This window comes from Paenibacillus sp. EKM206P (assembly GCF_011066155.1).
In the GTDB taxonomy this organism is placed as follows: domain Bacteria; phylum Bacillota; class Bacilli; order Paenibacillales; family Paenibacillaceae; genus Paenibacillus; species Paenibacillus polymyxa_D.
On the sequence record NZ_JAAMNQ010000018.1, the window covers coordinates 47,171 to 72,085 of the forward strand.

21 protein-coding genes are annotated in these 24,915 nt (G+C 48.6%); all 21 read right to left on the minus strand.

The genetic code is table 11. The features are described from left to right. Nucleotides 1-209 precede the first annotated feature (209 nt). Nucleotides 210-977 carry a type III pantothenate kinase gene (locus G9G53_RS23940; RefSeq protein ID WP_013308148.1) on the minus strand — a complete coding sequence of 256 codons (768 nt, stop codon included), beginning with the start codon at nt 975-977 and terminating at the stop codon, nt 210-212. Between the two features lie 6 nt (nt 978-983). Continuing rightward, nucleotides 984-1,874, minus strand: coding sequence for a carboxylating nicotinate-nucleotide diphosphorylase (gene nadC / locus G9G53_RS23945; protein ID WP_029514628.1), 891 nt, complete (start codon nt 1,872-1,874; stop codon nt 984-986). Further along, entirely contained in the window at nt 1,864-3,477 is a 1,614-nt protein-coding gene (gene nadB, locus G9G53_RS23950; RefSeq protein WP_029514627.1) for an L-aspartate oxidase, read from the minus strand. Before nadB ends, nadC begins: the two co-directional genes overlap by 11 nt. A gap of 277 nt (nt 3,478-3,754) precedes the next feature. Next, nucleotides 3,755-5,794, minus strand: coding sequence for an ATP-dependent zinc metalloprotease FtsH (ftsH, locus tag G9G53_RS23955; RefSeq protein ID WP_029514626.1), 2,040 nt, complete (start codon nt 5,792-5,794; stop codon nt 3,755-3,757). 97 nt (nt 5,795-5,891) lie between these two features. Further along, the gene (hpt, locus tag G9G53_RS23960) at nt 5,892-6,431 is read right to left on the minus strand and encodes a hypoxanthine phosphoribosyltransferase (protein ID WP_023986447.1); all 540 of its coding nucleotides are present in this window, start codon (nt 6,429-6,431) and stop codon (nt 5,892-5,894) included. Between the two features lie 47 nt (nt 6,432-6,478). Then, entirely contained in the window at nt 6,479-7,927 is a 1,449-nt protein-coding gene (gene tilS, locus G9G53_RS23965) for a tRNA lysidine(34) synthetase TilS (RefSeq protein WP_165150730.1), read from the minus strand. 66 nt (nt 7,928-7,993) lie between these two features. Beyond that, nucleotides 7,994-8,932 carry a protein kinase domain-containing protein gene (locus G9G53_RS23970; protein WP_023986445.1) on the minus strand — a complete coding sequence of 313 codons (939 nt, stop codon included), beginning with the start codon at nt 8,930-8,932 and terminating at the stop codon, nt 7,994-7,996. Beyond that, nucleotides 8,916-9,665, minus strand: coding sequence for a VWA domain-containing protein (locus tag G9G53_RS23975; RefSeq protein ID WP_029514624.1), 750 nt, complete (start codon nt 9,663-9,665; stop codon nt 8,916-8,918). The genes G9G53_RS23970 and G9G53_RS23975 overlap by 17 nt, the downstream gene beginning before the upstream one ends. A 127-nt stretch (nt 9,666-9,792) precedes the next feature. Continuing rightward, nucleotides 9,793-12,300, minus strand: coding sequence for a stage II sporulation protein E (spoIIE, locus tag G9G53_RS23980; RefSeq protein ID WP_029514623.1), 2,508 nt, complete (start codon nt 12,298-12,300; stop codon nt 9,793-9,795). Between the two features lie 506 nt (nt 12,301-12,806). Then, the gene (locus G9G53_RS23985; protein WP_014279051.1) at nt 12,807-13,331 is read right to left on the minus strand and encodes a S1 domain-containing RNA-binding protein; all 525 of its coding nucleotides are present in this window, start codon (nt 13,329-13,331) and stop codon (nt 12,807-12,809) included. Between the two features lie 123 nt (nt 13,332-13,454). Further along, the gene (locus G9G53_RS23990; RefSeq protein WP_029514621.1) at nt 13,455-13,784 is read right to left on the minus strand and encodes an FtsB family cell division protein; all 330 of its coding nucleotides are present in this window, start codon (nt 13,782-13,784) and stop codon (nt 13,455-13,457) included. A 4-nt stretch (nt 13,785-13,788) separates the two neighbouring features. After that, complete coding sequence (yabQ, locus tag G9G53_RS23995; protein ID WP_165150732.1) at nt 13,789-14,367, minus strand: spore cortex biosynthesis protein YabQ; 579 nt, start codon at nt 14,365-14,367, stop codon at nt 13,789-13,791. Then, on the minus strand, nt 14,364-14,648 hold the full coding sequence (yabP, locus tag G9G53_RS24000) for a sporulation protein YabP (protein WP_025721693.1): 285 nt from the start codon (nt 14,646-14,648) through the stop codon (nt 14,364-14,366). Before yabP ends, yabQ begins: the two co-directional genes overlap by 4 nt. Nucleotides 14,649-14,827: 179 nt before the next feature. Further along, nucleotides 14,828-15,106: an RNA-binding S4 domain-containing protein gene (locus G9G53_RS24005; protein ID WP_016818913.1), complete on the minus strand. Its 279-nt coding sequence runs from the start codon at nt 15,104-15,106 to the stop codon at nt 14,828-14,830. Beyond that, the gene (locus G9G53_RS24010; protein WP_007428028.1) at nt 15,106-15,378 is read right to left on the minus strand and encodes an HU family DNA-binding protein; all 273 of its coding nucleotides are present in this window, start codon (nt 15,376-15,378) and stop codon (nt 15,106-15,108) included. Before G9G53_RS24010 ends, G9G53_RS24005 begins: the two co-directional genes overlap by 1 nt. Nucleotides 15,379-15,712: 334 nt before the next feature. Continuing rightward, nucleotides 15,713-17,212 carry a nucleoside triphosphate pyrophosphohydrolase gene (gene mazG / locus G9G53_RS24015; RefSeq protein ID WP_165150734.1) on the minus strand — a complete coding sequence of 500 codons (1,500 nt, stop codon included), beginning with the start codon at nt 17,210-17,212 and terminating at the stop codon, nt 15,713-15,715. A gap of 156 nt (nt 17,213-17,368) precedes the next feature. Beyond that, nucleotides 17,369-19,027 (minus strand): putative polysaccharide biosynthesis protein, encoded by a 1,659-nt coding sequence (locus tag G9G53_RS24020; protein WP_165150736.1) that lies wholly within the window; start codon nt 19,025-19,027, stop codon nt 17,369-17,371. A 141-nt stretch (nt 19,028-19,168) separates the two neighbouring features. Beyond that, nucleotides 19,169-19,711: a stage V sporulation protein T gene (spoVT, locus tag G9G53_RS24025; RefSeq protein ID WP_029519371.1), complete on the minus strand. Its 543-nt coding sequence runs from the start codon at nt 19,709-19,711 to the stop codon at nt 19,169-19,171. A gap of 167 nt (nt 19,712-19,878) precedes the next feature. After that, nucleotides 19,879-20,997, minus strand: coding sequence for a peptidylprolyl isomerase (locus tag G9G53_RS24030; RefSeq protein ID WP_165150738.1), 1,119 nt, complete (start codon nt 20,995-20,997; stop codon nt 19,879-19,881). Beyond that, entirely contained in the window at nt 20,981-24,508 is a 3,528-nt protein-coding gene (mfd, locus tag G9G53_RS24035; RefSeq protein WP_165150740.1) for a transcription-repair coupling factor, read from the minus strand. Before mfd ends, G9G53_RS24030 begins: the two co-directional genes overlap by 17 nt. A 134-nt stretch (nt 24,509-24,642) precedes the next feature. Continuing rightward, nucleotides 24,643-24,873, minus strand: a complete 231-nt coding sequence (locus tag G9G53_RS24040; RefSeq protein WP_007428020.1) for an anti-sigma-F factor Fin family protein — start codon at nt 24,871-24,873, stop codon at nt 24,643-24,645. Between the last annotated feature and the right edge of the window lie 42 nt (nt 24,874-24,915).

Genomic DNA, 24,915 nt, shown 5'->3' on the forward strand with positions numbered 1-24,915 from the left:
CTCCCCTATTCTCCAGGACAGCTATGCTGCTTATTTTCGTTAGTATTGCTCATCATTGAAGCATAATTTCCTACTATATAAACAACCTGCATCGACAGATCACGCGAATTGTTCAAAAACGTAACATATTTCAGTATAGACGAAAAACGCCGCTAATCCAAACCGATAAGATCATCGGTTGGACGCAGCGGCAGCTTATATCCACTTTTTTATTCAGCGTTACGTTGGTAAATGATACGTAATCCTTCGAGCGTCAACATCGGCAACACTTTCTGAATGCTCTCTGTCTCTGATGCGATTAGCTCTGCAAGACCTCCGGTAGCAATAACCGTAGGCTCCGCCTGCATTTCTTCCTTAATGCGCCTCACAATGCCATCCACTTGCCCAGCATAACCGAAGATAATCCCAGCTTGCATGGCATGAACCGTATTACGACCAATAACCTTTTTGGGTTTCTCCAACTCGATGCGGGGCAGCTTGGAAGCCCGTTGATACAGTGCCTCTGTCGAAATCCCGATACCCGGTACAATTACACCACCCAGGTAGTTTCCCTTATCGTCAATACAATCAAACGTCGTCGCGGTTCCAAAATCCACCACAACCAGCGGCCCGCCGAACCGTTCGACAGCCGCAACAGCGTTCACGATCCGATCCGCACCTACTTCACGCGGATTCTCATAACGCAGGTTAAGACCGGTCTTGATTCCCGGTCCGACGATTAACGGCGTTTTGCCTATGTATTTATCGCACATTTCTTCTAATACACGGACCAATGGCGGAACGACAGAGGAAATAATAACTCCTTGGATGTCATCCTTTAATACGCCACCCATACTAAAAAGATTATGTATGAGTACGCCGTATTCATCTGCGGTTGCCTGTCTGGAGGTGCTTATCCGGTAATGGTGCAACAGCTCCCGCCCTTCGTACATCCCCAGAACAATATTGGTATTACCTACATCCACTACAAGAATCAATGGGTGTCACCTATCTTTCTTTGCGTTAAGGTCAAGGCTGATATCCAGACTATGAAAAGAGTATGTCAGCCTGCCTACAGAAATCACATCTACGCCACTCTCAGCCATCTCACGCACTGTATCCAGCGATACATTGCCCGAGGCTTCTGTTTTGACATGTGGTGCCCGTTCCCGAATGAACCGAACGGCTTCCTTCATATCTGGGGCAGACATGTTATCCAGCATAATGATATCCGCCCCAGCTTCCAGGGCTTCCTGCACTTGTTTCATGTTTTCCGTCTCTACTTCAATCGTCATCGTATGCGGTATATTAGCGCGCGCTCGACTCACAGCTTGTTCAATCCCACCTGCGCCCTTAATATGATTATCCTTAATCATAACAGCATCGTACAGGCCAAAGCGATGATTCGAGCCACCGCCTACACGAACAGCATACTTCTCCAGCAGCCGATGTCCCGGTGTTGTTTTGCGTGTATCCACCAAGCGGGTGGACAAACCATGCAATTGTTCTATAAAAGCTCGAGTCCGCGTGGCAATGCCAGACATTCGTTGTAGCAAATTTAACGCCAGTCGCTCTCCAGTCAAAATCGCATGGGTACTTCCATTCACTTCAGCCAAAACGCTTCCCTTTTCAATCCACTGTCCATCGGTCACCAGCGGAGTAAACGACAAGGAAGGGTCCACTACCTGAAATACAAGGGCAGCCACGGGTAAACCCGCAACTACGCCGCTCTCCTTGGCATGAATGACAGCCTTGGATTGGTGGCCCTGCTCAATCGTCCAGCGCGTGGTCACATCGCCAGAGCCCGTATCTTCTCGCAGCCAGCTGCGAATTTGTGCCGTCAGTTCCTCCTGATATCCACTAAACTCTCCATAAAGCTCGCTGTTAGATGTCATGAACGTACTCCTCCGTTATCCCTTGATCACGTCGCTGCTGGACATGCTTTCGCCAGGCGCTATCATCTGTCTCAGGAAAATCCTCGCGATAATGCGCTCCCCGGCTCTCCTCACGCAGTAACGCACAATCTGTTACTAATAAAGCACATGTGAGCAAATTGGCAAATTCGATCTCTTCCCGGCTAGCGATCACAGCCCCGAAAATAGGCATTTGCCCTTGCAGCTCATCTAATGCTGCTTGCAGCCCCTCGCCGTGCCGACGAACTCCAGCATAACGAACCATTGCTTCTTGCAGCTTAAGCCGTTGCTCCGTGACGGATGAAGCCGGGAACTCTGTGCGGTTATCGCTATAAGATATCAACGTATGGCCGACCAGCGGTGGCAATGAATGCAGTCGCTCAATAATCCTACTGGCGAATACAATAGCTTCAGATAATGAATTGCTCGCAAGACGATTAGCTCCGTGAACACCTGTAGAAGAGGTCTCCCCGCAGGCGAATAAACGCGCAATGGAGCTTTCCCCGTGTAAATTGGTCTGAACACCACCCATCATATAATGGGCAGCAGGCGCAATGGGAATCCAGTCTGTCGTCATATCCAAACCAAATGACAGACATGTCCGATAAATGGTTGGAAAACGTCGCTTCACCCGCTCAGGCGGCTCATGCGTAATATCCAAGTATACAAACGCAGCTTGGGTGCGTTCCATCTCATGAATGATAGCACGAGCTACGATATCTCTGGGTGCAAGCTCCTGCCGTGAATCATACTTGTCCATGAAGCGTTCTCCGTGAATATTGCGTAACACGGCTCCTTCTCCCCGTACAGCTTCGGAAATTAGAAACCTTGGAGCGCCCGGATGGCACAACGCCGTAGGATGAAACTGTATGAATTCCATATCCCGGACAATCGCCCCAGCACGATACGCCATAGCAATACCATCCCCGGTTGCAATATCCGGGTTAGTCGTATAACGGTATAATTGCCCGCTACCTCCTGAGCACAAAATCGTTGCATTAGCAGTGATATACGACCTTTCCCCACCTGGCTTTTGGACGAGGGCCCCAATACACTCACCATGCTCAGTCAGCAGGTCGACGACCATGCACTCTTCCCACACTTCGATACCGGGATGAGCAGCAACCTGCTTTGACAACGCACGAACAATTTCATAACCCGTAGCGTCCCCATTCGCATGCAAAATACGCCGATGGCTATGCGCTCCTTCCCGTGTCAATGCTAGTTCACCATCCACACGATCAAAAGCCGTTCCCATACGTATTAACTCTTGAATACCACCTGGACCTTCATGGACAAGCGTTCTGACCGCCTCTGGTTCGCACAAACCTGCACCAGCAATCAGGGTGTCCTGCATATGATAAGCAGGTGTATCCTCATCCGATGTGACAGCAGCAATGCCGCCTTGAGCATAACGTGTGTTGCTTTCCATCAAAGTCTTCTTGGTGATCAGCAACACTTTCCGATTCTCTGCAGCCTTAATGGCTGTATATAAGCCCGCAATGCCCGAGCCGATAATTAACACGTCGGCTTCCAATCGGGTCAATTCCGCTACATCAAAATCAACTAGATATCTTGGAATCATGACTTCACCTGATTTCACAGAAGAATAGCGCACACCATAGGTTCTACAGTATGCGCTCACGTATATGTTCAAAATAATAGAAAGTCGATTGCAGCAGCTGTTGGCTTTTATAAGCTAAGAAGACGACAGCCGTTTATTTAACAATAAATGTACACAACGTTCCGGTGTCTGTCAAATCACGTTAGCAATAATCTTCCATTTAAAAAGCTCCGGAAAACCAATAATACCTGGTTCCCCGGAGCTTGCATATAAGCTTATTCAACTATCCATTGAATGATTAGGTTGTTGTCGGTGGAGTACCACCGGAGTTGCCCGAATTGTTATCATCCTCTGGCTTTTGCAGATTAGGGATATCATTCGGTTGATCTGTTGTATTCTTAGGCTCTTCATCCTTACCTTGAATACGTACACGGACGTCTCCAATGTTGTCGATCACAGGCTCACCGTTTTCCGGTGTTCCTTCTCCTTCAGTCGTGCCACCATCCAAAGAACCTGTCTCAATCAAACGTTTGATTTGTTCAAGTTCCAAGGTTTCTTCTACCAGCAAGGTTTGAGCAATCAAATGAACCTCTTTGGAATACTTGGTCAGGAGTTCTCTAGCACGCTCATAAGATTCAGTGATGAAACGATTCATCTCCTGGTCAATCTGATAAGCGATCTGATCACTGTAGTTCTGCTCATGACCGATATCGCGTCCAAGGAATACTTGGCCTTGTGAAGTACCGAACTGCATCGGACCAAGTTTCTCACTCATACCATATTCTACGATCATGCTACGTGCGATGCTTGTTGCTTGTTGGAAGTCGCTATAGGCTCCTGTTCCGATCTCACCAATGAACAGTTCCTCGGATACGCGTCCACCCAACAATCCAGTGATTTTGTCCAGCAATTCCTGCTTAGTTGTCAGCATGCGGTCTTCCTTCGGAAGCATGATGACATATCCGCCTGCACGTCCACGTGGAATAATCGTTACCTTGTGAACCATGTCGGCATTTTCCAAGAAGAAACCAATAATCGTATGGCCTGCTTCATGATAAGCAACAATTCGTTTCTCGCGGTCACTGATTACGCGGCTGCGTTTTTCTGTACCTACGATAACACGGTCGATTGCTTCATCTACTTCTCGCATCGAAATATCCCTGCGGTTACGACGAGCCGCCAACAAGGCAGCTTCGTTCAACAGATTTTCGAGATCAGCGCCTGTAAAGCCTGTTGTACGTTTCGCAATTACGTCCAATTTAACATCCTTCGTTAACGGCTTGTTGCGAGCATGTACATACAATACTGCTTCACGGCCTTTAACATCTGGACGGTCAACCGTAATTTGACGGTCAAAACGTCCTGGACGAAGCAACGCCGGGTCGAGAATATCCGGACGGTTTGTAGCAGCTACGATGATAATACCTTCGTTTGCGCCGAATCCATCCATCTCTACGAGCAATTGGTTGAGCGTCTGCTCACGTTCATCATGTCCGCCACCCAATCCAGCGCCACGTTGACGTCCAACGGCATCAATCTCATCAATGAAAATGATACAAGGTGCGTTCTTCTTAGCGTTCTCGAACAAATCACGAACACGGGAAGCACCGACCCCGACGAACATTTCTACAAAATCAGAACCTGAGATACTGAAAAACGGTACTCCAGCCTCGCCTGCAACAGCTCTTGCCAAGAGTGTTTTACCCGTACCTGGAGGGCCCACTAACAGAACACCTTTCGGAATACGAGCGCCCACAGCTGCAAACTTGCGTGGGTCCTTCAAGAATTCTACGACTTCGACAAGCTCCTGCTTCTCTTCGTCAGCCCCTGCCACGTCCTCGAACGTAACCTTCTTCTTCTCTTCGTTATACAGACGGGCTTTGCTCTTGCCGAAGTTCATAACTTTGCCGCCACCGCCCTGTGCCTGATTAAACAGGAAGAAGAACAACAGGAACATGATCACCAAAGGAATGATAGAAGTCAAAAACGTCAGCCAGATGCTTTCGCCTTCCATTTTCTTCTGTACATATTCAAACCCGTTCGTTTCGCTGGCATTTACCAGTTCACTTAGTGCTTGATCCGTTGGTGGAACATATACGGAAAAATTGGTCGATTTAGCATTAGCCGGCTGCTTCTTATATGCACCGGTTACAAGATAGGCGTAACCGTCAAATTGGACCGTTACTTTAGAGATGTTATTAGCTTTAACCTCTTGCCGTAATTGGTCATATCTAGGGAGATCGGAGGCTTCGTTACTGTTACTAACAAACTGAACGATACCCACCACAACTAAAAAAAGAATCAAATAAAAACCAGAATTCCGGATGAACCGATTCATCCCCTACCTCCTCTCGAGACACTTAAGTTATTTTACCATAGCCTGTAAGTCCTTCTCAACAAAGGGCCTTATTTAGTCCTAGGACTGGAGGCTGAGATTAGCTGGTATAGATTTCCGGCTTCAAAATCCCTATGTATGGGAGGTTCCGGTAGTGCTCGGCATAGTCCAGACCATAGCCGACAACAAACGCATCTGGAAGCGTAAATCCAGTATAATCTGCTTCAAGATTAACCGTCCGGCGTGCAGGCTTGTCGAACAAGGTTACGACACATACCGAATTGGCATTACGATTCTTGAGCAGTTCAATCAAATGTGTCAGCGTCAGGCCGCTGTCGATAATATCTTCGACAATCAGAACGTCGCGTCCTTCCACAGATGCGTCCAAATCCTTAATGATTTTGATGATACCTGAGGATTTTGTGGACGCTCCATAACTTGATACAGCCATGAAATCAAGCTCCAATGGCACTGTAATGGATTTAACCAAATCAGCCATAAAGATAAACGCACCTTTCAGTACGCAAATCACCAATGGATTTTTCCCTTCATATTTTACGCTGAGCTGTGCACCCAATTCCTTAATTTTACTCTGAATTTCTTCTTCGCTGATCAATATTTCCTGAATATCATTTTGCAACGGTGTAAACCTCCTAAGTTTATACTATGAAAGCCGTTCCTGTGCAATTACCGGTGCCCCGGACTCTCTCGTCTTTGCCATGACATATATATAACCGAAGACGTGTGCTCTTGCACCGCGGCATGTACAGAACGTCGTACGCCCGGAATCCAGAGAATAGCTCCAGAGTGGTCGCAGACGATGGGAATAACGGAACGCATTGAAGGAGGTATTTTTTCATTAATAAAAATATCTTTAACCTTTTTTCTTCCGTTTAATCCCATTACATACATGGTATCTCCAGGTAATCGCGAGCGTACAGTCAAAGGCAGACTCAATTGATCTGCGTCGAACCACGCTTCCTCCTTATTGGCCGGATGATCCCCATCCAAATAGGAAGCCCTTCGCCACCGAAGTATACCACCTGCCTCAGGCAACTCTAGCTCACCGGAAATAGGCAATACACTTAGTCCATAGCACCATTCGCCCATAACGACTTGCGTACGGTCAAACAAAACCGCTTGGTCATATTCGCGGACTCCAACCGCACCGCCTCCCAAATCCAAACTCCATGTAGACGATGCCTCTTGGAGAAGTCTTAGTCGAACGGTCTCAATTTTACGAAAATCAAAATTTTCACTGTCCGAAGGCAGATAATTTAATATTAGTTTAATCAACCTCCGTTGTAAAGCAACGGGTAGCTTACGGTATGAAGCGATGGGAAACATGTACCTGCCATTATCCAAGCTCACCATTTTCTCGTATACTGACAGCGTAGATGCCTCCATAAAGTCATTTTCGTCAGCCATCGTTTCGGCCAGCCGGTTCAGAGATGGTGTCAGTCGCTCATTATATTGCCCCAAAAAAGGAAGCACATCCATGCGGATGGCGTTACGGCGGTATTTGGACGATAAATTAGTGCTGTCTATCACGTAGGAAAGACCATACAAGTTACAAAACTCAATCAGGTCAGCCTTGTACATACGTAGCAGCGGGCGAATGAGTTGCACATTTTTTTCATTGCGTGCCAAACGCATACCCGCCAAACCTGCTGGGCCGCTACCACGCAGCAAGTGCAAGAGAACCGTTTCGGCTTGATCGTCGCCATGGTGAGCCATTGCAATATGCTGTGCTTCCCACTTTGTAGCCATATCATGTAAAAAGCTGTAGCGCAGCTCGCGTGCTGCTTCCTGTGGTCCCTTACCACTCTCCTTCATATAAGCGGGTACATCGACCCGAGTCATTTCAAATGGAAGTTCAAGCTTTCGGGCAATATTGCGTACCACTTCAGCCTCCGCATCCGATTCCTCTGGTCTGAATCCATGATGAACGTGAGCGCAGACGAGTTGTAAAGGCATATGTATAACGGATATTTCATGTAAAATGTGCAAAAGGGCCACCGAATCCGGCCCACCGGATACAGCAACCACAATGCAGTCTCCGGGGCTCCACAGTGAATGATCTCGCGCCAAGGCGAGCACTTCCTGTACAACACCGGTCGGTTTTGTTGTTCCCATTCCCGACCCTCTTTTCTTCCGACCGTAAAAATGATGATCATCTGTTATCTTATGTAAGTCATGCTGCTACCTTAACGCAATCCAGAGCGCTCCGGCAAGCAGCAAAAGCGATACCGTGAAAGCATATCCCAGCCAGCGTGGATTCCCTCTTTTGACCGACGATTGCCTGACATGTGCGGAAGCCAAACGTGACCAAGATCGGGCCGCTGCACGAGTATCGGAATATTCTCCACGCACTGCACCCAGTAGCCATTCGGCATAGGGGCGTAATACACGGCTGCGGCGAATGATGACCGTCAATTCTGCCGTATTACGCAACTGTGGCAGCCTGCTGGCAGCCGCCTTTAACGATTCGCTCTCCAATATATGAATCGTTAGAAGAGCGAAGGCAAACAGGTCATACTGGGAATCGGCATTTCGGCTGCCAGCATTCCAAAATCCCCTGTCATACCATTCTGTAAATTGTTTAACACTCCGGCCAGCAAGAGACACCCCACCGTAGTCAATTAATTCAGCCTCTCCATAGGCATTGACCAAAATATTCTGCGGCTTCAGGTCGCCAAACACCCACCCTGCCTGATGGAGATCCGCCAGACGATTCAGTATACCGGTTCCAGCCACGCCATACCATTCCGGCCCTTTGGCTGCCACAAAGCGATGAAGTGGATCACCCTTAACGTACCGCATAACATAAAAGGGTATCTCTCCGCTGCGTAACACTACATCATCCACCTCAAACAAAAAGGAAGGATTTCCATTTCGCTGGAGGGCGGCCTGAGTGCCCTGAGACTGCAATGTGGTCAGCACATTAATCTCCGATTGCAGATCAAGCGTGTTCTTCCCCATTTTCAGAGCAAATTGCCGATCGGCCTGTGCTTCTTTTACCAAATATACAGTTCCGTTCGCTCCCCGGCCCAGCAAGCGCTGGATGACATAGCTGCTCCGCTTCCACTTGCCCTTGATGACCGTTCCGGGTGCAAGAACGGGATCAGACGACGTAGTCACCGAGCATCCCTTCTCCTTTGCCATAGGATTCTTCCAGATCTTTCTGTTCCCCTAGTGTAACATATCGGTAATAATCAATCACTTGTAAAATGGCAGGACCTGTCGGCGTCGCCCCTTTCATCCGCAAGCGTCCAAATATCGATTTGATCTGGTTAAGCTCAGAGGTCCAACCGATATCCATGACTGCGTCTTCTCCCATTTTGCCGCCCGGAAAATGAAATACCGATAGACGGCTGTGTCCGCTTCTCGACTGCAAGCTGAGCAGCAAATCGCGAATGCTGTCCTCTACAGCAGGCAGCTTGGGCTTCATGCTCGCACTTGCATCAATGAGCAAGGCAATCTCCAGGGTGCTTGTTTCTGTCAGCTCGTCCATCACCTCAACTACTTGGGCTCGTTTTGCCGGAGGAAGTTCACCGATATGTTTGGCGCCACCCTCGCCCAAAATGTGCGTTAACTCTCTATTAACCGCCTGCTGAATGGTTTGAACCACCGTTTTGCGCGTCATCATCTGCATGGTCTGTGCCAACTGCTTCGTCCCAACGATTTGGCTAAACCCTCCCCCTGCTTTAGCAATTTCTTGAATCTCCGCGCTGCCAAGCTCGCCAATAGTTCCATAATCTATGACTCCGGCGACATTCACTGTAATACCTTCCCGTAGAGCTTGGGCAGCCGCCATGACTGGACTAACACCTACATTTGAGCACCCGTCTGTAATGATCAAAATTTGCTTCATCGTTTTTTGACCTCCGCTTCCTCTTAATCTATTCCGATAGATTCTATCTTTGCCTAATCCGGAACAATTCAAACGAAGGATGCGGATTTTTAAAAAACGAATAAGGAATTTCCCGGGCAATGTCGGATTAGCTCACCGTCCGTGGACGTTCCAACCACCTCATGCCAGGTACATGGAGAGTTGCCCATTCTGGGCGGAAGTGATCTATTTTACTAACGACTACTGTCATATCGTCATAGATTTGATTTTGTTGGTATCGAATAACCCTTTCTAGTAAACAGTCGGCCAACTGCTGAGGATCTTCGCTTTCAATTTCCTGAATCATGCGTTTCATCCATATTTCCTTATTAACCGCATAACCCGGTGAGTCGTATATACCGTCTGTAATCATAATGAGAATATCACCCGGCTGGAGCTGCAGGGATACCAAATCAATTTCAATATCCTGTATAATGCCAATCGGCAAATTGCTGGCAGATACGGGAATGACCTCCTCTCCTCTTTTAATAAAGCTTGGCGTAGACCCAATTTTCATAAAGGTTGTCTGGGCCGTATACTGATCAATCAGCGCCATATCGACCGTAGCATACATTTCCTCAGGTGATCGCAGCATCAGGACAGAGTTAACCGACTTGATCGCCAATTTTTCGTCCATACCCGATTGCAGTAATTCCTCCAAAATGTTAAGTGCTGCACTGCTCTCTTGCTGCGCGCGCTCTCCGTTTCCCATGCCATCGCTTAAGGAGACTGCAAAAGTCCCGTTCCCTAGCTCCATCATGCTGTAGCTGTCTCCTGAGAAAAAATCACCTCCTTTGGCCGCACTAGCTACCCCTGTAGCAATCTCATACGTTTTAGCAGAGCCGAACATGACTGTAGCCAAGCCTTGGCGGCGATCTGCCTCCGTTTCGCGCATCACAGCTATATGCTCGTCCAGTATGTCCGACAGCAGTGGAGCAATGATTTTCCGACATTCATCAAATCCCCTTGTATAGGCATGGACAATCTCTATTTCTACCTGACCTGCATCCAGGTTAATAATCTCAATAGATTGGATGGACAATCCCAGTCTATCAAGAGCCTCTCGTATTTGCTCCTCCTGCCGATGCATGGTCTGCCCTTCCCGCTGAATTTCTCGCGCTAAATCCTCCATAATTTGTGATACACCCGATAGCTGGTCAGCAACAAGCTGACGACTATCGTATACTTGGCGCTTCCATTGCATATTATGTTGGTAGAGGCTATACTGCTGCTTCATCACTTGCAGGACAGCGCCCGTTTTAGCACATGCCTTGCTCCATTGCGGGGGTATCTGCTCCGGCTCCAAATCCGGGTTATCCTCAATGGCGCTCATCATTTCCGTCATATACTGATGGGTTTGCATAAACTTGCCGTCCCAGCACTGCTCACACTTGAAGCAGGAGGCACATGTCCCTTCGGCCACCGCATTCATAAAATGTTCGATTTCTCCGTCCGACTTCGTACTCTCACTCGCAGATATCTGGTGAAAGCTGCGGGATAACTGACTGAATACACGGGAAAACTTCGTTACCCGCTCTGCGGTGAGATCGCGAACCCTTTTGGCATATTCATGCTGAGATTTAGCATGGTCCTGCGTACCGGGAACATAGGTAGAAACCGCTTTAAAGAAACTTTTTGGGGTCATTAAAAATAATAGAATCGCCGCACAGCTCTCCCAGGTTGACGTCAGCACGTCCCCGGTCCCATCCAAATAGATCGTCAGAATGGAGGAGCCTAGCAGCATCCCAAGCGCAACAGCACCTTTTTTCCCTTCACGCAGCATCCCTGCCAGCAAACCTGCAAAAGCGAGTAAACTCATCTGCACAATTGCAGACATATTGGCCAAGCTTAAAATTAAACCGGTAATTACACCGACCGATGCACCCAGCGAAGCACCTCCCACCAAAGCAAACACCAAGACCAAATATCGCGACAATACATGATCGACAGACAATGAATGAACAGTCCATCCTACTGCTCCCGTCATCACAGAGGCTAATAATATAATAAGACATAAAATTTCCTCATTTTTGAGCTGGCTTGTCTTCTTGCGGTACGTAAACAACGGTATGGCCTGTGTAAATACCAGCGTAAGCATAAAGCTGAGAACCGCATCCGTTCCCACAATGATAAGTTCATACCATGTGAAAGTTGGAGCCATCACGGCGTTAAATAAATTGACCATAAACACAGACAAGAAAACCATAAGCGGAGCATAGGATAGTTCCAGACGATCGAAGGTTCGTAACCCGCGATACAGGAAATAAAATACCAGTAGCTCACCACCAATCATAAATAACGATGGGTAAGGAGCTAACAGGCTGCCTAACACAACGGATACAGCTACAGGCAGCATCAGGTCACGCCGAAGGAACGTTATGACCGCAAAATAAGCGAGGGCAAAAGGAGAAAGCTCGTCCAAAATAGTGGCGCGTCCCAGTAGAACTCCCATAGCCGACAATAGCAGCATCCATCTTTGCGCTGTTACCCATTGCACCACTTTATGTGAATCCAGCCGTTTTCTGAGTCTGGAAGACCAACCTTCCGTACGCTCTTTGGATTTGGACTTTCTAGATTTTAACCCCGGAAAATGTACCACGTTCCATTTCTCCATCATGCGTCAGGCACCCCATTCATCAATTTGATGTTCCCATCTTAAACCGGAATGATTGAGAAAGTTTGTCAGAACCTCACGTCTTATTCCAAGAAATTTCCGACAAAAAAACGTTCTGCGCGAAAGGACAGAGCATCACCTTGAACATCAAGCTACGCCCGTATGGAAGCAGATGGAAGTTGCGTCTCTTAACTCCTTGCTTGACCTCTCTATGTCGTCCATCACTATGACCAAGACTAGCGATTTGCACAGAAGATAGACGGAAAACCGTTGGAGTTTGTCGGACGATTATGTCCTCACGACAAAAAAAACATTCGCTTTCCAGCACGAATGCTTTCCTCGTCTTCATCAAAATTGCGAATCTCATAAAATGCATGTATAACGATAACCGGATTTATCGCCCACAGCCATTGCGTGTCGCATCTATTGTCGGTAGAACGCAAAAAAACCGTAGCAGTCTTTCGACTGTACGGTTTTCCGTGTATGGTTGATACGGTTGTCAAAGTGAATTAAACACGCTTCGCGCCGCGTCCTCCGCGTTTACCTTCGGTGTTCTTTTTCAGCGACGAAATGCGTTCCTCACTATCTTTCAGGAAGCGTGACATTTTATCCTCAAATGAAGGTTTACCCGGTGCAGGCTTGAAAGAACGGCCTCCACGATCGCGGTTGAAACCACCGCCACCACCACCGCGTCCTTGACTTGGACCTGAACCTCCACCGCCGAAACGGTCGCCTCCGCCTGGTCCTCCTGTACGCTCCGGTCTTGGAGCTCTTGGGGGACGGGCTTCACTTGCCGGCTTGTCAATCGTTTGCTTAATGGAAAGTCCGATTTTGCCATCTTTGTCAACATTAATGACTTTCACCGTCACGACATCATTAATCTTCAGGTGGTCGTTAACATCCTTAACATAATTATCGGCGATTTCCGAGATGTGAACGAGACCCGTGACACCTCCAGACAAATCCACAAATGCTCCAAAATGCGTGATGCCTGTCACTTTGCCCTCTAACTTGGTGCCCACTTCAATTGCCATAGAATAAAATGATCCTCCCTTAAAATATACAACCGATTTTTTTGCAAAAAAATCCCGCTGTGGTGATTTGATTATACAAAATGGCGGAACCAAGGTCAACTAAGCATTGGCCCGATAATGTTCCTATTTCTGATCTCCGATGATTGGCGTCTCTTCCGGTTTGTAAAGACCGTACTTGCTTCTGGCAATCTCGCCAATGTACTCAGGGTCCTTGAGACGATTCACTTCGGTTTGAAGCTGTTGTTCCGTTTGTGTAGCAGCTTGCTTCTGCTTTTCCTTCTGGATGAGCTGTTCATTTCGATCGGCCATAATCATGCCTTGAGAAAAAAAGGTAAAAATTGCCCAACTACCAAAGGCGGCAAGCGATAGCAACCAAATCATGATTCGCCTGCGCCCGCCCGCGTTGGACTTGGACGTAGAAGATGAATGGCGATCTACAGACGAATTACGCATGATACTACCTCCTTCCAAACCATCTTTTCGCTGTGTTTTTCAGTCCGATACCCAGCTTTACGAGCGACTCTGGAGTCCTCCAGCGTGCTTTAAGTGGACCGATCAGCCATAGGATCGGCTTCCAAACCGGCATCAGGATGTATATCAGCATCCTTCCGAGGAACACAATAAGTGCCCATGTCCATCCGACTAGCTTGCGTAACAGCCGATACAGCGCTAACACCGGAAGAACAATCAGGATGCGCAGTATGCTGTTCACGATCAACGTCAGTCTGCGAACTATCTCTAATAACATTACCACAAAACGTTGGGTTGTAACACTAAAGGCCCAAAAATAGAGCCAAACCCCCAAAAGTAGTCCTAAAAAGACATAAAACCGCAGCTCACCGCGATTACTCGCGTATAGCACACGGAAAATAAACAAAGCCGAGGCCACCCAGTACAGCACGTCCAATATATGAACGCTCCAGCGGGCAAAATGAAAGCGGATGGACAGCACCCGGTAGCTGTCAAACACCACTCCCATGGCTATGCCCGACACCAGCATCCACGTTAACGTCAGCCATTGCGTGTAAGGGTTCATTTGAAGATCTTGCCGAATAGGCTTTTTCCGTTTTTAGCCGGGGCCCCGGGCTCCAGGTAGACGAGGGAAGTAATCAGACCTTCAATGGACAACAGTCCCTCTTCTAGGCTGAGGTTTTTGATATGTAAATGTTGTCCGCGAATGGTGAGATGGCCCAGCTCGGTCTGAAGCAAAAATTCTTCACTGTCAAAGCTCTCCACATTGCTGACGCCTGAAATATCGAGTTGCTTGCGGCTTTGCATGCGCAGATCATGGTGCTTCGACTTCCCTTGTTCAATCATGGCATGTACCCCTCCTTCTGTTCTTAGCTTATGAAGGGGGCCGTATGATTTAGAACCGTTTTTGCTGTTAATCAGCATATGATGGACGAAAACTCGTCATCTAAAGAAAAAAAAGCATTCCTTCATAAAATAATGAAGGAATGCTTTCATGTACAGTTGTGAGAAAGTCAGATGTCTGCTTACCAGTTCAAACCATTGTCCCTGGCAATAGGCTCTTCCTTTACCAACGTGTACATACTTGCAGCCTCGTCCTTGCGTGTAGTGTCGGCGAGCCGTTCCACTCGCACGGTCACCAGCTTCTGGCCAAACTGGACGGTAATTTCATCGCCTACTTTGACCGCACTGCTCGGCTTGGCTTCGCGTCCGTTCACCAGCACTCTCCCTTGTTCGGAGACGTCCTTGGCTACCGTACGCCGCTTAATCAGCCGCGAGACTTTCAAGAATTTATCAAGACGCATTAGTTAACGGCTTCTTTAAGCTTATTACCGGCTTTAAAAGCAGGAACGGTCGATTCTGGAATTTCAATCGTGTTACCGGTTTGTGGATTGCGGCCTGTACGGCTGGAACGCTTGCGTGTTTCGAAAGTACCAAAGCCGATCAGTTGCACTTTGTCACCGCTAGCGAGTGCATCTGTAATTTCACCAAGAACGCCATTCAATACAGCTTCAACGTCACGTTTGCTCAAACCGCTTTTGCTGGAAATATTGTTGATCAGATCTGTCTTGTTCATAAGATAAAAGCCTCCCAAATGTCAAAAAATAATCATCACGCTACATGTCCATTGATGGAGCAGACGTGAGGTCCAACTGTGGCCGAAGCCCTTCTGAATGTCACTGTAACACGCTTAACTATAAGCTACAGTTATTTTCAGAATTACTACAAGTTATTCTGGCTTGCCCGTAAAAATCCTGCAATGACAGGCGTTTTTTTTATTCGACCCCAGTTAAGCCAACATCCTACTACAAAACTCTGCCCATTGGCAAGTCCTCTCAAACTGGGCCTTCTTTCAACCCTGCATATGTCTCATTTTACTGTTCTGTGCAGCCAAAAGCGAATATGTGGAATCACGCTTTACCAAGGAGCTTTTTCGCTTCCTGCCAGTAAGTCTCCATTTCATCTACGCTGCTTTCTTCGGGACGACGTCCCTGCTCACGTAATTTCTGCTCGATATACTGGAAACGGTCGACAAATTTGCGATTGGTGGCGGACAATGCCTCTTCCGGATCTACTCCCATAAACCGGGCTGCATTCACGGCAACAAATAACACATCGCCTAACTCCAGCAACTGGGCTTCCACAGCATGCCCTTCACGAACCGCTTCCTTCAGCTCACCCACTTCTTCGTCCAATTTATCGAATACGCCCTCAATGCTATCCCAGTTAAAGCCTACTTTAGCTGCTTTCTTCTGGAGCTTGTACGATTTCATAAGAGCAGGCAGATCACGCGGAACCCCGTCCAGTACAGAAGGGTATGCTGCCGTCGTGCCTTTAAGCCGTTTTTCCTCAGCCTTCATCTGCTCCCAGTTTTGCAGCGCCTCTTCCGTATCATTCGCTTGATTATCACCGAACACATGCGGATGACGGAAAATAAGCTTATCATTCAGCCCCTGAATTACATCATACACATTGAAGGTTCCGACTTCCTCTTCCATTTGGGCATGCAGCAAAATTTGCAACAACAGATCGCCCAGCTCTTCCTTCATATGCTCAGGGTCGTCCTCATCTATCGTTTCGATGACTTCATACGTTTCTTCGATCAGATTTTTGCGAATCGACTGATGTGTCTGTTCACGATCCCAAGGACAGCCTTCCGGGCTGCGCAAAATATCGACAATCTCGTGTAAACGGTCAAAAGAACGCCGTTTCAGCGCTTCATCTTCACTGCGAGGTACGTATACCAAGGATAGGTTCCCGTAGCCCTCTACTCGATCCAGCTCGTACAGCGGTACCTTGTGCACCGCTTCCTCCCCTTCTACTCCAAGAGCGTGACCGACATATACCTCATAATCGTCAGGATACCGCTCCATCAGGCACAGCTTCACATCAGAAGCCGTAAAGGTGTCATACACCTGTCCGATCAGCGTATGCAGCTGAGGCTGGAGCCAGCTGGCATCCAGTGTACCTGCATCCAACAACTGAAAACCCTCAATCGGATCAAAACCAAGACGCACAAAAGCTTCATCCAGGAAACTTTCGCCCCCTAGAATATTCAGTTCAATCCCTTGCGCAGGACAACGCTCCTTAAGCAACTGCACCGCTGCTTCTGCCACCATCGGGTGACCGGGAACCGCATAGACGATTTCGCTTCCGTCTGCCGCCTTAGCAGCCGTCGTAATCAATTGGCTGGTAATTTCCTCGTATACCTCTGGGAAAGACTCTTTTGTCTCATATACCTCGTCAAACGACTCAAAAGCCACCTCAAACTCATTCAGCACTTGAACCGCAGGATGCTCCTTGGTCCGCAGATACAGCGCTGAAGCGCCTCGCATTTTGTTCAATATCCCTATCGTAAGCTGATCCGGATCCCCCGAGCCCAAACCTACGACCGTTAATGTTACGCTCATATCCCATCCTCCGTTTCGCAGAAACAAGGCTCATGCTCGAAAAAATACACGGCCTAACCCCGCCTCCGCTTCCTTTGCTTTGGCATTACTATACCACAAAGTGGTATAGGCTCATAAAATGGCTGTGCCGATTCACGCCGTAAGCCGTATGCCTGGCTAAGCCAGTACACGTAGCCTGCGCAGCACGGCTGCCAGCGGGCGTCCGAGCTTGGGCACCGCCACAAGCTCGGCTTCCGTGATCAGCCTCAAGCGTGCGAGGCCGATCACGAACACAACGGCGCCTGCGGCTACACCCAGCAGGCTCTCCACGGCTGCCGTGGCACGACCTTCGGCAGCCCACCCCAAGGCACCCAGCACAGCGCTGGTGCCCCACATCGCTGCCCCGGCCGCACCAGCCAGGGCGATAAGCAGCGCCGCCGGCTTGAGCACGCTGGCGGACCAGCTCGCGCGCAGGCCTACCAAGCGAGCCAGCAGCACGATGTTGATCACTGCCGCCAGCAGATAGGCGACAGCCCCCGCAATGGCGGCTCCAGCCGTGCCTAGCTGCGGCACGAGTAGCCAGTTTAGCAGCGCCTTGGCTGCTGCGGCCGCGAGCATCGCCAGAGCCGGCGCGCGAACTGCGCCAAGCCCTTGCAGCAGCGCAGCCGAGATAATGCTGAGCGTGCCGCCTACGGCGGTTAGCGCCATCCAGCGCATGACCCCGCTGCCGGTGTCGTCCGCATACAGCATCACATTGACGGGCACAGCCAGCACGATCAAGCCTGTCGCAGCGGCCAGTCCCAGTAGCCAAAACCAGCGTAGCGATTGCTCGCACTGGCGACGTGCCAGTTCCGTACCGCCGGTTACCCGGGCCTCAGCCAGCGATGGAATGAATAATGCCGACAGGGTGGTGGCAAACATCATGACTAGCTGTACCAGCGGCAGACCTCGGTTATACACGCCAAAGGCCACCATAACCGCAGTATCGTCCAATCCCTCCTGCTTTAACAAGCGAGGTACAGTAAATGTGTCTACCAGGCTAATTAACGGAACGGCTAGCGCTCCAAGGCAAACAGGCAGGGCATAACGCAGTATCGCCTTTAACAAGGCACCATTGCTTTCCGCTGGGTGTAGCTCTCCAGCTTGTGCTTGCACTGTCGCCATGACCGTCCCTTGCCTTCTAAGCCTCTTCCTGTGATTTCGCCAATATAGCAACATGACGACCAAGCCCGCTGCTCCACCTGCTGCTGAACCAAACACGGCTCCGGCAGCAATCATATCTGCTCCCGCTCCTTGTGACAGCATGAGCAGCAACAGTATAATCATCACGCTTACCCTTATCGCCTGCTCCGTCACTTGGGAAACAGCAGTCGGAAGCATATTTTGCAAACCTTGAAAATATCCTCTCAGTCCCGCCATAACCGGCACGAACAAAAAGGCAAACGCCGCCGCCCTCACCGACGGAATGACGTGAGCATTGTCGATCCATTGACCAATGAGCGGCGCACACGTATACATCAGCACGCCCAGGATTAATCCGAAGACACCCAAGACAAGCGAAGATAACCGAGCAACACGTTGCCCCGCTGCTCGGTTTCCCACTGCCTCAAACTCAGCTACAAATTTGGATATTGCAGCCGGAAATCCAGCAGCTGCAATGGTAATGAACAGCGTATAAAAAGGATAAACCGTATTATAAATGCCAAACACGCCGTCGCCGCCGATATTCTGCAGCGGGATTTTTTGCACTGTGCCGATCAGCTTGCTCGCTACCGCTGCCAGTGTCAAAATGACAGCACCTCGTAGCAGCCGCGAAGCGGCGCGATTTTCCTGCATTCTCCGTCTCCACTCCCACCTGAAATATGCATCTTACCCGAGTCCTATTATACCGCCTCTTCTCACGGAAAGAAAAAAAACCCTGTGCAACGTAGGACGGCTTTCGCCATTCTGTACGTCATACAGGGGTGAAACGGGATGTTACTGTTCCATTTGTTTGCCCAGGAAGCCAGCGGCTGTTTCAGCCATTTTGACCTCCATTTCGGACATTTTTACATTTTCGTCCTTGTTCAACAATACAACGGAACCAATGGGATCACCACCGGAAACAATGGGAGCCGCCACAAAGGACGAGAGTGTTTCTTCGTGGTCTCGCGTTAGCTCATAAGAGCCGCTGGCTGTCTCCAGCACAGTTTTGCGATTATCCATACTACCTTCGATAATGCTACCGATTGGCTTGTCCAGAAACTCTTTTTTAGAGCCTCCAGCCACCGTAATAATGGTGTCCCGATCGGTAATCATTGTAATATGGCCCGTGCTTTCAAACAGGGACTCAGCATATTCTTTGGCGAAATCACCAAGTTCACCAATAGGTGAATACTTTTTCAAAATGACTTCTCCGTCACGATCCACAAAAATCTCAAGCGGATCTCCTTCACGAATTCTCAAGGTGCGGCGAATTTCCTTTGGAATAACTACCCGCCCAAGGTCATCAATACGGCGAACTATACCAGTAGCTTTCATTTCACATGTTGCCCCACTTTCTCAAGAAGAATTTAGTAAACTACTGACGGTATCGAAAGACGCTTCCACTCCCCCAGAAGCGGTCACGAAGAACGTCACGGTCATGGTGTTTATGGTGATATCTGACCATAGTATTCATCTGTTCCCAATTCCTTATGCATGTTCAGTTATTTACCTTCGTTTGTAGCTCCATCTTTGGCTGTTCCTGCCTTGGCATCGCCCGTACCGTTTGTTGTTGCGCCCGGTGTAGTTGTGCTACCGGCACCAGAAGTTGCACCGCTTTTCTCTTGCGTAGCTGGTACCTTCGGCAGATTGATTTTCAAATCAAGTTTCGTCAAATCATTTTCGGTAAAGTTTTGGATACTTTCCCCGGCCAATTTATTTTTCAGGGCAGCCTTTTCGTTGTCTTTCAATTTATCAAACGTTGGCTCATTGCGGGACTCCACTTTGATCACGTGATATCCGTATTCCGTTTCCACCGGCTCACCGATTTTGTTAATCGGTTGGGTCTCAGCGGCCTCTTTAAAGGCAGGTACCCATTGCGCTACGGATGCATTCTCATACAGACCTCCGTTAGACGCAGAACCTGGGTCTTCTGAAAATTTCTTGGCAATCGTCGCAAAATCCGCTCCTCCGTCCAGCTTCGCCTTCACTTCTTTCGCCAGCTTGAGGGCATCCTCTTTTTTGCGCTCTTTCTTTGTTTTAGGATCTTGGAAGTTAATCAATACATGACGCACGGTTGCTGTCGTGAATTGATCTTTATTTTTCTCAAATTCCTGTTTTAGCTGATCATCTGTTACTTTGTTAGTTTCGCTGTTGATTACCGTCATTACACGCGTGAAGTAATCTTTCACACCTTGTTCGGTCAGTTTTTTATCACTCAGAAATGTCTTGAACTTATCTTCTCCGACTGACTTTTTGTACTGCTCTAGTTGTTCGTTCCCTTCTTTGGCACCCTGCTCCTTGGCTTTGTCGTCCGCTTTAGCCGCCAGAAGCTTGTACACCACTTCCTGCTTTACAATTTGCTCTCGTACCTGATCCGAAGCTAACGCAGCCTCATACTCTGGGTACAGGAATTTCATCATACTGATTTCTTGGTTGAACTCATTTTCGGTAATCGTTCCACCCTTATAGGTCACGACAACCTTGCTGTTGTCCTTCGGTTCATCCTTGACCTTGTTCTCATCCGCTTGCTTCGTACATGCTGCCAGAACGGATATAGCTAGCAGCGCTGCCATTCCCAAGGAGAGCATTCTCCAAGGTTTTCTTTTATTTAGTTGTGGCATTTTGCAGTTCCTCCTTCAATGTGAATGCTTCTTTCAATGCACTCAAAAATTGTTCCAGCAGTTCTAACAACTGTGGATCACTTAGACCTTTACCCTTTATGCGTGCGCTCATAGAAGTGCCCTGTTCAAATTGTACACGTCTTTCAAAGCGATTGCCAATCTCGGCAAGTTTGGCGGTCTGTACCGCCTGCTGACGCCCTTCATGGAATTTCAACACGATATTGTCATCCCGTTGCACTATGGACTCGATGCCATACATGCGTCCATATACCTTGAGGCGAGCCACGGCTAGCAAATGACGCACAGCCTCTGGCAGATCGCCAAATCGGTCGACCAGTTCATCCTCCAGTTCAGAAGCCTCGTCAAAGGTACTGACCGCTGCAACCTTTTTATAAATCTCAATTTTCTGGATGCTGTCATAAATATAGTCACCCGGCAGGTAAGCATCGACGCCTAAATCAATCGACGTACTCCAATTCCGATTGGACTGATCCTCTTCTCCAAGTACGCTGACTTTACGTTTATTAATTTCCTCAGCCAGCATCTGCGAGTAAAGATCAAAGCCGACGGATGCGATGAATCCATGCTGCTCAGCGCCAAGCAAGTTACCCGCGCCGCGGATGGACAAATCGCGCATTGCAATCTTGAAGCCGGAGCCCAGCTCCGTAAATTCTTTAATCGACTGAAGGCGCTTCTCCGCCACTTCCGTGAGCACCTTATCCCGCTGGTACGTGAAATAAGCATAGGCAATCCGATTGGAACGACCTACACGCCCACGCAGCTGATAAAGCTGGGAAAGCCCCATTTTATCGGCATCATGCACAATGAGTGTATTCACATTGGGAATATCCACGCCAGTTTCAATAATGCTGGTGCTGACCAGCACATCATATTCGCCATCCAGGAAATCCAAAATAGTTTTCTCCAGTTCGGTTTCGGACATTTGTCCATGACCCACGCCCACCTTGGCCTCCGGTACGAGCGCATTGATCTCTGCAGCCATCTCCTGAATACCCTGCACACGATTATACAGATAGTACACCTGCCCTCCGCGTGCCATCTCGCGTTCAATGGCCTCACGGACTAGAGTCTGGCTATGCTCAACCACATACGTTTGCACTGGAAAACGGTTTTCCGGTGGCGTCTCAATGACTGACAAGTCACGTACACCCAGCATGGACATATGCAACGTACGCGGAATAGGTGTTGCCGTTAACGTCAGCACATCTACGTTCGTTTTCAGCTTCTTCAGCTTTTCCTTGTGGGTTACGCCGAATCGCTGTTCTTCATCGACAATCAGCATTCCCAAATCCTTAAACACCAGATCCTGCGACAACAGACGATGGGTACCAATGACAATATCGACCGTGCCTTGCCGGACCCCTTTAATCGTTTCATTCTGCTCTTTGCGCGAGCGGAAACGGCTCAATACCTGAATATTGAACGGATACCCTGAAAAACGTTCACGGAACGTCTCATAGTGTTGCTGTGCCAAAATCGTCGTCGGTACCAGCACCGCTACTTGTTTGCCTTCAATAGCAGACTTAAAAGCAGCACGAATCGCAACTTCAGTTTTGCCGTAACCTACATCACCGCATAGCAAACGATCCATCGGGCGGCTCTGCTCCATGTCCTTCTTAATCTCTTCGATGGCCCGAATCTGGTCACGTGTCTCATCATACGGGAACATATCCTCAAACTCTTGTTGCTCCGGTGAATCCTTTTCAAAAGCAAACCCTGGTGCCGACTGTCGTTCTGCATATAGCTTGATCAAGTCATCCGCAATATCCTGAACCGAGCTGCGCACCTTACTTTTAACCCGTGTCCACTCATTGCCACCCAGTTTATAAATCTTGGGTTCCTTGTCCTCTGAGCCAACATATTTCTGAATCAAATCAATTTGTTCAATCGGCACTGACAGCTTATCTCCACCCGCGTAGAGGACATGCATGTAATCCTTATGGATACCGCCAACCTCCAGCGTGCCGATCCCCATGTACTTCCCGATCCCGTGATTTTGGTGTACGACGTAGTCGCCCACCTTCAGCTCGCTATAGCTCTTAATTCGTTCTGCATTGTCCACATGGCGGCCCTGCTTACGAGCTTTCCGCTGCTTCTGAGAAAACATTTCACCCTCGGTAATGACCGCCAGGTGAATAGATGGCATTTCAAAACCGCTTTGCAGATTGCCGATAGCCATCGTCGGCTCATCAATACCATAATCCTCAAGCACTCGGCGCATCCGGTCCAGACGTTCATCTCCACTCGCCAGCATCATAACCTGTGTGCCAGCTTTGCGCCAACGATCCATCTCCGCCTTGAGCACATTCATTTGGCCATGGAAATCCTGCATGCCTCGGCAGATGAAGTTCAAAATATTTTGCGGCTGGGTATGAGGAACCTGACGGAGGAAAATCGACAGGAACAACGTCTGAAATCTCCGGTTGTACAGCAGATTGTCCGCGTCGTCTGACAGTTCTAGCTGCGGTAACGTTTTACCGTTTTGAAGCAAATGCAGATTCCATTCTGACTCATCCCGTTCCAGTTGCTTGGCTGTTTCCAGCATACGCGCCGGTTCGTCAATAATCAGAATCGTATCTTCCGGCATATAATCTGCCAGGGTTTTACGTCCAGGATACAGCAGGGAGATATATTTATAGATTTCGTCAAAATACACATGCTCTCGCAGCAACTCAATTTCACGATGGATCTCTTCTTTCAGATGCTGCTTAGCTTGACGATCCGTCATTTTGCCCAGCTGCTCCTCCAACAAAATAGCAGCGGCATCTGCCGCCTGATCCATACGCTGGTTATTCGCAATAACTTCCTTACACGGCGTTACAGTAACGGCCTGAACCTTTTCCACCGAGCGCTGATCTTGCGGATCAAACTTACGGATCGAATCAATTTCATCGTCAAACAGCTCCACACGATAGCCCCAACGGGTTGTCATTGGATAAAAATCAATAATTCCTCCACGTACGCTCATCTCTCCACGTGATTCCACACGCTCTACACGCTGGTATCCCATCTCGACCATATGTAGCAAAAACGCTTCCAGCTGAATTGTTTCGCCTTCTTTCAGCTCAATACGAGCCTCACGCCATGTTTCCGCCATTGGCAATAAACGTCGAACACCAGAAAACGGCACGACAACAATCCCACGAAAACCCTGGGCGCAGCGTATCAATACATCAATTCGTTGGGATAAGGTCTCTGGACTGGATATGGCTGCTTCAGCAGCTACCAGCTCATTGGCAGGATACAATAAAACCTGATCAGGGGAAAGCGCTTCCTGTAAGTCATCTGCTATTTTTTGAGCGGCAAACATATTGTGCGTCATGACCATTAACGGTCGTCCGGTATCTTCGGCAAGCGCGGCCATCAGTACCTGTCGGGAAGAGCCTGATAAACCTGATATCAGTTGTTCCTTCATCCCTGATGATATGCCTGCTGCAATGGATGCATAATCAGCATCCTTCGTAAAAGCCTGAATAAGTGCTTGTAACAAAAAAGGCACCCCTTTATGCTTATAAATAGTTACATGTAAACCGAAAAAGAAGCCTCAGCAATGCTGCCAAGGCTCCATAAGCGGAATTGCCGCTTCACCTCTCAAGCTGGTACATCGGACCAGTTGAATACCTGTTATTGGAGCGGATTAACGAGCAGACTCAGCTCTGGATTATTCTCCAGTGCCTGACTGCAATGCTCGCAAATGACTTTGACGGTCACTTCACCGCCCGAATTATACGCTATTATATCTCTACGTTCGGCAGGGGTCAAGGAATGGAAGCCTAACCTTTCTTCGGTTATTGCCGCGGAATCAATTCGTCCCAAGAAAGTTCGACAATGTCTGCATACATAATTAACAACCATGTAATGTATATGCCTCCTGAAAGTTTTCTATACCTTTCAGTA